Raw genomic sequence first — 9,152 nt, 5'->3', positions numbered from 1 at the left:
CGGCGAGCACCACTGACCGACGGCACCGGTGTCAATGGGAAGGCAGAGGGTGTCTGCTCAACCGACCATCCGCGCCAAGGATGGCGCGGTTTGAGCCCCCATGGATGGGTTCACGGCGAGTCGGAGGAGTAGTGCCCTCTGCCTGACAAGCCATACTCATATCAAAAAAGCTGTGACTATAAGAGACAGGCGGTAAGCTTTAAGCTGCCAGTTAAGGGCAGTACTGACAAAACAGGGTATTTTCTATGGCTGATAGCTTATGCATGGCTTAAAGCCGATCACATAACTTGACTGGAGCTCTCTATGGCGCCGAAAGACATTCTATTGGCATTAGTGGTCATCGGCGTATGGGGCATGAACTTTGTGGTGATCCTCGTGGGCCTGGATGGCATACCGCCCATGTTGCTGGGGGCGCTGCGTTTTACTCTGGTCGCCTTTCCTGCCGTGCTGCTGGTCAAGCGGCCTGCGGTGCCCTGGCGCTGGCTGATCGCTTATGGCAGTACCATTTCACTGGGCCAGTTTGCGTTTCTGTTCTATGCCATGGCCAATGGCATGCCGGCCGGGCTGGCCTCCCTGGTACTGCAGTCTCAGGCTTTTTTCAGCCTGCTGTTTGCCGCCGTGCTGTTGGGTGAAAAGATCAAGCCCGTGCATCTGGTGGGTTTATTGATTGCCGCCACCGGCCTGGCCGTTATCGGTCAGGGAGGAGACGGCACCATGACGATGCTGGGCCTGGGCCTGACCTTGATGGCATCGGTCATGTGGGCACTGGGTAATATAGTGACCAAAAAAATAGGCCGGGTGAACCTGATTGGTCTTATCGTGTGGGGAAATCTGGTGCCGCCCTTGCCGTTTCTGGGATTGTCGTTGTGGTTGGAAGGGCCGGCACAAATAGCCGACGCCTTGCGCCATATCGGCAGCCATACTCTGCTGGCCCTGGTCTATTTGGCCTTTGTGGCCACCCTGCTGGGATATGGCCTCTGGAGCCGGTTGTTGCAGCGTTATTCCACCGGTATGGTGGCGCCTTTTTCGCTGTTGGTGCCTGTGGTGGGGCTAAGCTCGGCGGTGTGGCTACTGGATGAGCATCTTACCTCGGCCCAATGGCTGGGGGCCCTGCTGGTGATGCTGGGGTTGGGGCTGAATGTGCTTGGCCTGCGGTTGTGGAACTTAGTTTCAGGTAAAGACAAATCTGCATCAAAAGGGTAGCATGGCACCGCACACATTCCGGCTCTGATTAAAAATAAAGCAGTTGTTAATGCCGCGCGGCTGGTTATACTAAGCGCCGTTTCCGGAATGGGTTCCCTAACCCCATTAATCAAAAAGGTAAAACATGGTTATTTCACCACAACAATATCGCACCGCTCTGGTGCGACTGTCTTTGTTTCACATCGCTATTATTGTCGCCAGTAACTATCTGGTGCAGTTGCCCTTTACGCTGTTTGGTTTTCATACCACCTGGGGGGCGCTGAGCTTTCCGTTTATCTATCTGGCAACCGATCTCACGGTACGTATCTTTGGCGCCGCCATGGCCAGGCGCATCATCTTGTTGGTGATGTTGCCGGCGCTGGTCAGCTCTTATGTGTTGTCGGTACTGTTTTTTGAAGCCAGATATCAAGGCCTGGCAGCCTTGTCCGAGTTCAACCTGTTTGTTGCCCGTATCGCGCTGGCCAGTTTTATGGCCTATGTGCTGGGCCAGATCATGGATGTGTCGGTCTTTAACCGACTGCGTAACATCAAGGCCTGGTGGGTGGCGCCGACCTGCTCGACTATCTTCGGTAACCTGGTCGATACCCTGGTGTTCTTCAGCCTGGCATTTTATCGCTCGCCAGACCCTTTTATGGCGCAGCACTGGATAGAAATAGCCTGGGTAGACTACGGTGTTAAGTTACTGTTCAGCCTGATCCTGTTTGTGCCAGCCTATGGCTTGCTGCTGAAATATTTAAGCAGCAAGTTTATTGGCGAAGCGGGCGTTCGCGTGCAAACCAGCCATTAAAGTCGGGTAATGGCCTCAATGTCCAGTGCTTCGGCATAGGCTTTGAGGTCACCTTCGCTCACCCCGCGGCCGGTAATTTGAATCAGTATGCTGTTGGCCACCATCATTTGCAGTTCCTGGCTGCTGTCCTCAATTTTTACCATGGCGGTTTGTCCCTTGATGCGCTTGACCTTGTAACCCCCCATGGTGGCCATGCTGGGGTTGTTGAACAACATACCCATGGTTTGCAGTAGCGGTGAGTCTTTGGTGATGTTGATCTCGAGCTGACCGCCATCTTTACGGTAGCTGCGCGAGGCGTTGATGCCACCGCCAAAAAATGCCGCGGATCCGGCCTGACTCTCTACCTTGTCCGCTTGCCAGCCAGATAATGGCTCGGGGAATAAATTGCCCAGTTCGCCGGCCTGCAGTTGGCGGATCAGGGTGGCCACATAATCAAACTGCGTCGCCGCCTGTGATAATTCACCGGCTTGGTATGCTTCGTTGCCGGCCGTTATTGCCTGCTTGATTTCGGTGTGGGTATCTTCGGTTTCATCGGCAAAGAGTACGCTGGGTACCCATATTAATGCCCATAGCCATTGTTTGTTCATCCGGCTCCCTCCTGCTGCTCTCTCATCCAGTGTAGCCCAGCCGTGATAAGGGCGTTCCGGGGCCAAAAAATTAGCCGGTAAAAGGGACAAATTGGTTTGCAATTGGTAATGATAATGGTTATCGTTACCTTGCTTTCGAAGCATGGCTCCCAGACATTGTAGCTATGCTGCTAAGGTGAGACGGTTTGAAGGCGCGACATTGCTCACATTGCTTCCAGAGTTTTTAGGCCGGCTTATGCCGGCTTTTTTTTCGATTTTCCCGGCAAAACTGACACACCCTGATCCGAGAGCCGTCTAGATACCGATTGAATTCATTCCGGCTGCAAACAACACCGATTTTAATGTTAAAACCACCGGACGAATTACTCGCATTACAATTGCAACCGTGGCCGACCATGGCCAGAATAGAGCGCATTTGTTGCTGTTTTTCACCATCTCGACCCAAAGGGACCACCCTCTCCAATGTCTACTTTTATTGCGGGCTTTACGCTCAGCTTCTCTCTCATTCTTGCGATTGGCTCGCAAAACGCCTTTATTCTGAAACAGGGGATTAAACGACAGCATGTCTTCGTGGTGTGTGCTGTGTGCGCCTTGTCCGATGCGGTGTTGATTTCTCTCGGCGTGGCCGGTTTTGGTGCCATCGTCAAACAGTATCCCGCTATTGAAACCGTGGCGCGTTTCGGGGGAGCCGTCTTCCTGATCCTGTATGCATTCCTGAGCTTTAAGTCTGCATTCGGCACCAGGCATGCCATGAGTGCGGAAGGGGAATCCCAGCATTCCCTCCTTAAAACGGTGGCCACTTGCCTGGCTTTCACCTGGCTTAACCCGCATGTTTACCTGGATACGGTGGTGCTGCTGGGCTCCATTTCAACACAGTATCAGTCGGAGCAGCTGCAGTTTGGCATGGGAGCCGTTGCGGCTTCGTTCGTCTTTTTCTTCAGTCTTGGGTATGGAGCCCGAATGCTGGCGCCTGTCTTTAAAAGGCCGAGGGCCTGGCAGGTACTTGAATTTCTTGTGGGGGTAATGATGTTGTCCATTGCCATTATATTGGTGAAAGGCGTATAGGTCCTGCATACCCTCGGGTCTGGCGGGCAAGAAAAAAGCGAAGCGGGTGCGCTTCGCTTTTTTTATTTACATTTCCAGCAACCGCTTTACCAGTTTGCCAATGCCGGTGTCGGCCTCGGTAATGGTTTTTGCCAGCATGTAGGCGGGAGTAGAAATCACCTGGTAATGACTGTCTTCCACTACATCGGTCACCACACAGCCGATATGCTCGCCGCCCATGGCGGAGAACGCTTTTGCCACTTCGGGGTCCGTACCTATGGTGCCTTTAACGCCGGCTGGGTAAACACGCGGGATCAGTATGGGAGAAATACAGCAATACCCGGCAGGCTTGCGGGCAGCGGCGAAGGATTTACACACCGCCAGCACCTCGGTATCGACCTGGGAGTTTGCTCCCTGAACGGCAAAGTCACACAGATTTTTCGCCACCCCAAAACCACCGGGCAGCAGCAGGGCGTCAAAATCCTCTGTTTGCAATTCGGTTAATGGTTTGATGTCACCGCGCGCAATGCGGGATGACTCAACCAGCACATTGCGACTGGCCTGTTCTTCTTCGCCCGTCACGTGATTGATGACCTGACGTTGTGGTTTGTCGGGGGCAAAACACTGGTAGCTGGCCCCTTGTCTGGCCAGATGCAACAGGCACAACACGGCTTCATGAATCTCTGCACCATCATAGACGCCGCAGCCGCTCAAAATAACGGCAACCTTTTTCATATCTGTCTCCTTGTTTTTGTTATTTTTCACCTAGCGAACTGTTAACACTATGCTAGCATTTATTTCGATCGATCATTATCCAGAACAGAGTCGAGAAAGATTCTCCACATTGCAAGATCTTAATTAGAGATCATGAAACTATTTATAAGTTACTGAAAGTTAAGTGGTAAATAATAAGATCAAGATCTTGCCTCGATCGCCTTTGCACAGAGTTATCCACAGGGCTGAATGGCGCTGCCGTGGTGTCGGCGGCCAGGCTGTGGCATGCTAGCGGCCTACGCATTAACGAGAACGACACCATGGTTGCCATTCCTTCCAAACCGCTGATCCTAGTTGATGGATCTTCCTATTTGTATCGTGCCTATTTTGCTTCTTTGCAAGCGGATCTGCGTACCAGCGACGGCCGTCCAACCGGGGCCATTCGTGTGGTCACCAATATGCTGCGCAGCCTGCACAAGCAGTTTCCCGACTCGCGAGTAACTGTGGTATTTGATGCCAAGGGCAAGACCTTTCGTGATGATCTTTATGCCGAGTACAAGGCGCAGCGGCCGTCCATGCCGGACGATCTGCGCAGCCAGGTAGAGCCTATTCATAACATCATTAAAGCCATGGGCCTGCCGCTGTTGATCGAAAGCGGAGTGGAAGCGGATGACGTGATTGGCACCCTGGCGCGTCAGGCAACCGAGCAGCAGCTGGATGTGGTGATCAGTACCGGCGATAAAGACATGGCGCAACTGGTGTCCGATCATGTGTTGCTGATGGATACCATGAAAAATACCTTTATGGATCGAGACGGTGTCATCGAAAAATTTGGGGTGCCACCCGAGCTGATTATCGATCTACTGGCGTTGGTCGGCGATAAGGTCGATAACATTCCGGGCATGCCCGGCGTGGGCGAAAAAACGGCACTGGCCTTGTTGCAGGGGTTGGGATCCATCGAGCAGATCGCCGCCAATACCGACAAGGTTGCCGAACTGGGCTTTCGGGGTGCCAAAAGCTTTGCCGCCAAATTTGCCGAGCATAAGGAGATGGTGGCATTGTCCTATGAGCTGGCCACCATTAAAACCGATGTCGAGCTGGCCTGTGGGCCGGCGGATTTACAACAAACCCCCCCCGACACCGAGGCGCTGAAGGCACTGTATCGAGAGTTTGAATTCCGCAACCTGCTGGCAGAGCTGGAGCCCGGTGAGGCTGAAGAAGCTTCCCAGCCCGCCACGCCGGCCATGGCCGTGGACTATCACACCATAGTCACCGAAGCCCAGCTGCAAGAGTGGGTGGCGCGGCTGGCCAAGGCACCCTATTTTGCCTTTGATACCGAAACCACCAGCCTGAATTACCGGGACGCCCGGGTGGTGGGCATGTCGTTTGCCATTGAGCCTGGCAAGGCCGCCTATGTTCCCTTTGGCCATGACTATCTGGATGCCCCCGAGCAACTGAGCGAGGCCACCGTGCTGGCGGCACTGGCACCCCTGCTGGAAGCCGAGCAACCGATCAAGCTGGGCCAGAACCTGAAATACGATGCCAACGTGCTTAAAAATCATGGTATTCAGATGCGCGGTATCGGGCTGGATACCATGCTCGAGTCTTATGTGCTGAATTCGGTGCAAACCCGCCATGACATGGACAGCATGGCCAAATTCTTTTTGGATCATGCCACCACCCCATTTGAAGCAATTGCCGGCAAAGGGGCCAAACAGCTGACCTTTAACCAGATCCCGCTGGAGCAGGCGGCCTTTTATGCCGCCGAAGATGCGGATATCACCTTGCGCTTGCACCAGCATTTAGCCGAACAACTGGCCGCAGAGCCCGAGCTGCAATCGGTCTTCAACGAGATAGAAATGCCCCTGGTACCGATTTTGGCCAAAATGGAATACACAGGCGTCAAGGTGGACAGCCAGCTGCTGGCGGTACAGAGCGAAGAAATTGCCCAGCGCCTCAAAGAGCTGGAATTAACCGCTCACGAGCTGGCCGGTGAACCCTTCAACTTGAGCTCGCCCAAGCAGTTAGGTGAAATCCTCTTTACCAAGCTGGAGCTGCCGGTACTGAAGAAAACGCCCAAGGGCGCCCCCTCTACCGCAGAAGAAGTACTGCAGGAGCTGGCGCTGGATTATCCACTGCCCAAGTTGTTGATGGAGTATCGGGGCCTGAGCAAGTTGAAGTCGACCTATACCGACAAGCTGCCGCTGATGGTGAACGAGCACAGTGGCCGTATTCACACCTCCTACCATCAGGCGAACGCGGCCACCGGTCGCTTGTCGTCCTCGGATCCCAACCTGCAGAATATTCCGATTCGCACCCCGGAAGGGCGGCGCATTCGCCAGGCCTTTGTGGCGGAGCCGGGCTACAAGCTGGTGGCGGCGGACTACTCGCAGATTGAGCTGCGCATTATGGCGCACTTGTCCAAAGACAAGGGGCTGCTGGAGGCTTTCTCCCAGGGGCTCGATATTCACAAGGCCACCGCCGCCGAAGTGTTTGGCGTGGCCCTGGAGCAGGTGACCACCGAGCAGCGTCGACGGGCCAAGGCCATCAACTTCGGTCTTATCTATGGCATGAGCGCCTTTGGCCTGTCGCGCCAGCTGGGTATTCCACGCCACGAATCTCAGGCCTATATGGATATCTATTTTGAGCGCTACCCAGGCGTGCTGCGCTATATGGAAGACACCCGCGCCCTGGCGGCAGAAAAAGGCTATGTGTCGACCTTGTTTGGTCGCCGCCTGTACTTGCCTGAAATCAACGCCAAAAATGGTGCCCGCCGTAAAGGTGCAGAGCGCGCCGCCATTAACGCCCCCATGCAGGGCACGGCTGCCGATATCATCAAGAAGGCGATGATCAAGGTGTCCGGCTGGCTGGCCCGGCAAGCCGACGACGAAGTGCGGATGCTGATGCAGGTACACGATGAACTGGTGTTTGAAGTCCGTGAAGACAAGGTCGCGGAGTTCAAGCAGCAAATCTGTGACTTGATGGAAAATGCCGCCAGCCTGGATGTGCCGCTGCTGGTGGAAGCCGGCGAGGGCGACAACTGGGATCAAGCGCATTAACCACAGCTGATAGCCATACGCTTTAAGCCATAAGCTAAAAACCAAACACCGGACCAGCAGGCTCGGTGTTTTTTTATATCTACTGCTTGGCACCAGTGGTTTTACTTCTAGCTTAAAGCTGACGGCCAGTCTCTTAGTCACAACTATCTTTTGCTATTAGTGCTGCAGTCAGGCAGAGGGCACTACTCCTCCGACTCGCCGTGAATACCTCCCTGTAGGCTCCGCCGCGCCATCCCTGGCGCGGAGGGTCGGCGGAGCAGACACCCTCTGCCTTCCCATTGGCAATGGAGTGGCCGGTGAATGTTACCTGCCGACAGTTCAGTGATTAAAAAGAGGCGGCTGGGATAGCCTCAACCGACCATCACATGACAGGGATGTCATGTGCTGAGCGTCACATGGAGGTGCTTGAAGCGCGTCGGAGGAGGGTACCCAGTTGCCTCTGTGCATTAATTCATTGGCTAGCGACTTGTGGAGACTCGTGACTAAGAGACAGGCCGTAAGCTAAAAACCAAACACCGGACCAGCAGGCTCGGTGTTTTTTATGTGTGCCTTACAGCGTACGGCTTAAAGCGTACCGTGGGGATTTCTGGTCTTTACAGCCTCGGGCCGTTATTATCGCTCCCTTGTTAGTCGGGGAGCCATTGGGCTGAGACGGCGTGTAGCCGAACCCGTTGTACCTGATCCAGTTAATGCTGGCGTAGGAAACTAACGGGCAAATTCACGTTTGCCGGTGGTTTCTTTGCCCGAAGGAGCCGAGGATATGCCCGAGCAATTCTTTACCCATCAAGCAGCCCCCCAACAAGATGGCACCAGACAAAAGCCAATCGTACTGACCATTGCCGGATCCGACAGCGGCGGTGGAGCCGGCATTCAAGCCGATATTAAAGCCATTTCTGCCACCGGCGGCTATGCCTGCTCGGTGATTACGGCATTGACTGCACAAAATACCCAGGGCGTGACCGCCGTGCATCCCACCCCGCAAGCCATCATTCAAGCGCAGCTGGACGCGGTATTCAGCGACTTGTCCGTGACTGCGGTCAAGGTGGGCATGCTGGGCGACAGCGAGACCATTCGTACCGTGGCGGCGGCCTTGCGTCGTTATCGACCGGCGCATTTAGTGGTGGATCCGGTGATGGTTACCGCCAATGGCGACATGTTACTGGCGGAAGATGCGGTGCATTCTCTGCGTGAAGAGTTGCTGCCACTGGCAGACGTGATCACGCCCAACCTGCCGGAGGCGGCGGCATTATTGGACGCTGCCCTGCCGCAACGGCTGGATGAAGTGGAGTCGCTGTTTGCCGGTCTGGCCGAGTTGAACTGTGCTGCCGTGTTGCTGAAGGGCGGCTTTCTGCAGCAGGAGTCACGCAGCCCGGACTGGTTGCTAAGCGGCGAACAGGTGCGCTGCTTCGATACCCCCAGAGTGATGACGGGGAATACCCACGGGACGGGCTGCACCTTGTCGGCGGCCCTGGCCTGCTACCTGGGCCAGGGGTTCGGGATGGAAGAAGCCGTCGAGCGTGCCAAGTTGTATATCGATCAGGCGATTCTGGCCGGTAGTCGCTTGCGCATCGGCCAGGGGCGTGGGCCGGTAGAGCACTTCTTTGCCTGCTGAATCCGTTGATGTTTCAAGTCGGACGCATTTTGATCGAGATCTCAATTGGAGACGATAAGCGGGGCCAAACGTGGGGCTCCGCTTGCGCTTTACCGGGGTGACTTGTAGTATCGATCAGGATAATAATTCAAAATAAACGATTAAAT

General features: G+C 54.7%; 7 protein-coding genes and 1 riboswitch. Of the genes, 5 read left to right on the top strand and 2 right to left on the bottom strand.

Annotation, left to right across the window (positions count from 1 at the left end):
- Window positions 1–303: 303 nt before the first annotated feature.
- A complete protein-coding gene (locus ACN0VL_RS09820; protein ID WP_417616870.1) occupies window positions 304–1,203 on the top strand; it encodes an EamA family transporter in 900 nt (299 codons plus the stop codon).
- Between the two features lie 124 nt (window positions 1,204–1,327).
- Window positions 1,328–1,990: a 7-cyano-7-deazaguanine/7-aminomethyl-7-deazaguanine transporter gene (locus ACN0VL_RS09815; RefSeq protein WP_417616868.1), complete on the top strand. Its 663-nt coding sequence runs from the start codon at window positions 1,328–1,330 to the stop codon at window positions 1,988–1,990.
- Here ACN0VL_RS09815 and ACN0VL_RS09810 read toward each other — a convergent pair.
- Complete coding sequence (locus ACN0VL_RS09810; RefSeq protein ID WP_417616867.1) at window positions 1,987–2,577, bottom strand: hypothetical protein; 591 nt, start codon at window positions 2,575–2,577, stop codon at window positions 1,987–1,989. The genes ACN0VL_RS09815 and ACN0VL_RS09810 overlap by 4 nt on opposite strands.
- A 462-nt stretch (window positions 2,578–3,039) precedes the next feature.
- On the opposite strand from ACN0VL_RS09810, the gene ACN0VL_RS09805 reads away from it, so the two are divergent.
- The gene (locus ACN0VL_RS09805) at window positions 3,040–3,642 is read left to right on the top strand and encodes a LysE/ArgO family amino acid transporter (protein WP_417616865.1); all 603 of its coding nucleotides are present in this window, start codon (window positions 3,040–3,042) and stop codon (window positions 3,640–3,642) included.
- 66 nt (window positions 3,643–3,708) lie between these two features.
- Here the strand turns inward: ACN0VL_RS09805 and elbB are convergent, their stop codons facing one another.
- The gene (gene elbB / locus ACN0VL_RS09800) at window positions 3,709–4,356 is read right to left on the bottom strand and encodes an isoprenoid biosynthesis glyoxalase ElbB (protein ID WP_417616863.1); all 648 of its coding nucleotides are present in this window, start codon (window positions 4,354–4,356) and stop codon (window positions 3,709–3,711) included.
- A gap of 299 nt (window positions 4,357–4,655) precedes the next feature.
- On the opposite strand from elbB, the gene polA reads away from it, so the two are divergent.
- Window positions 4,656–7,394 carry a DNA polymerase I gene (polA, locus tag ACN0VL_RS09795; RefSeq protein ID WP_417616861.1) on the top strand — a complete coding sequence of 913 codons (2,739 nt, stop codon included), beginning with the start codon at window positions 4,656–4,658 and terminating at the stop codon, window positions 7,392–7,394.
- 621 nt (window positions 7,395–8,015) lie between these two features.
- A riboswitch (TPP riboswitch) is annotated at window positions 8,016–8,115 on the top strand.
- A 39-nt stretch (window positions 8,116–8,154) separates the two neighbouring features.
- Window positions 8,155–9,006 carry a bifunctional hydroxymethylpyrimidine kinase/phosphomethylpyrimidine kinase gene (thiD, locus tag ACN0VL_RS09790; protein ID WP_417616860.1) on the top strand — a complete coding sequence of 284 codons (852 nt, stop codon included), beginning with the start codon at window positions 8,155–8,157 and terminating at the stop codon, window positions 9,004–9,006.
- Window positions 9,007–9,152: the final 146 nt, after the last annotated feature.

It is taken from the genome of Oceanisphaera sp., assembly GCF_048268965.1.
Taxonomy (GTDB): Bacteria; Pseudomonadota; Gammaproteobacteria; order Enterobacterales; family Aeromonadaceae; genus Oceanimonas.
The sequence above is the reverse complement of the archived record's forward strand: the minus strand, read 5'-3'. Positions and strand labels throughout refer to the sequence as shown.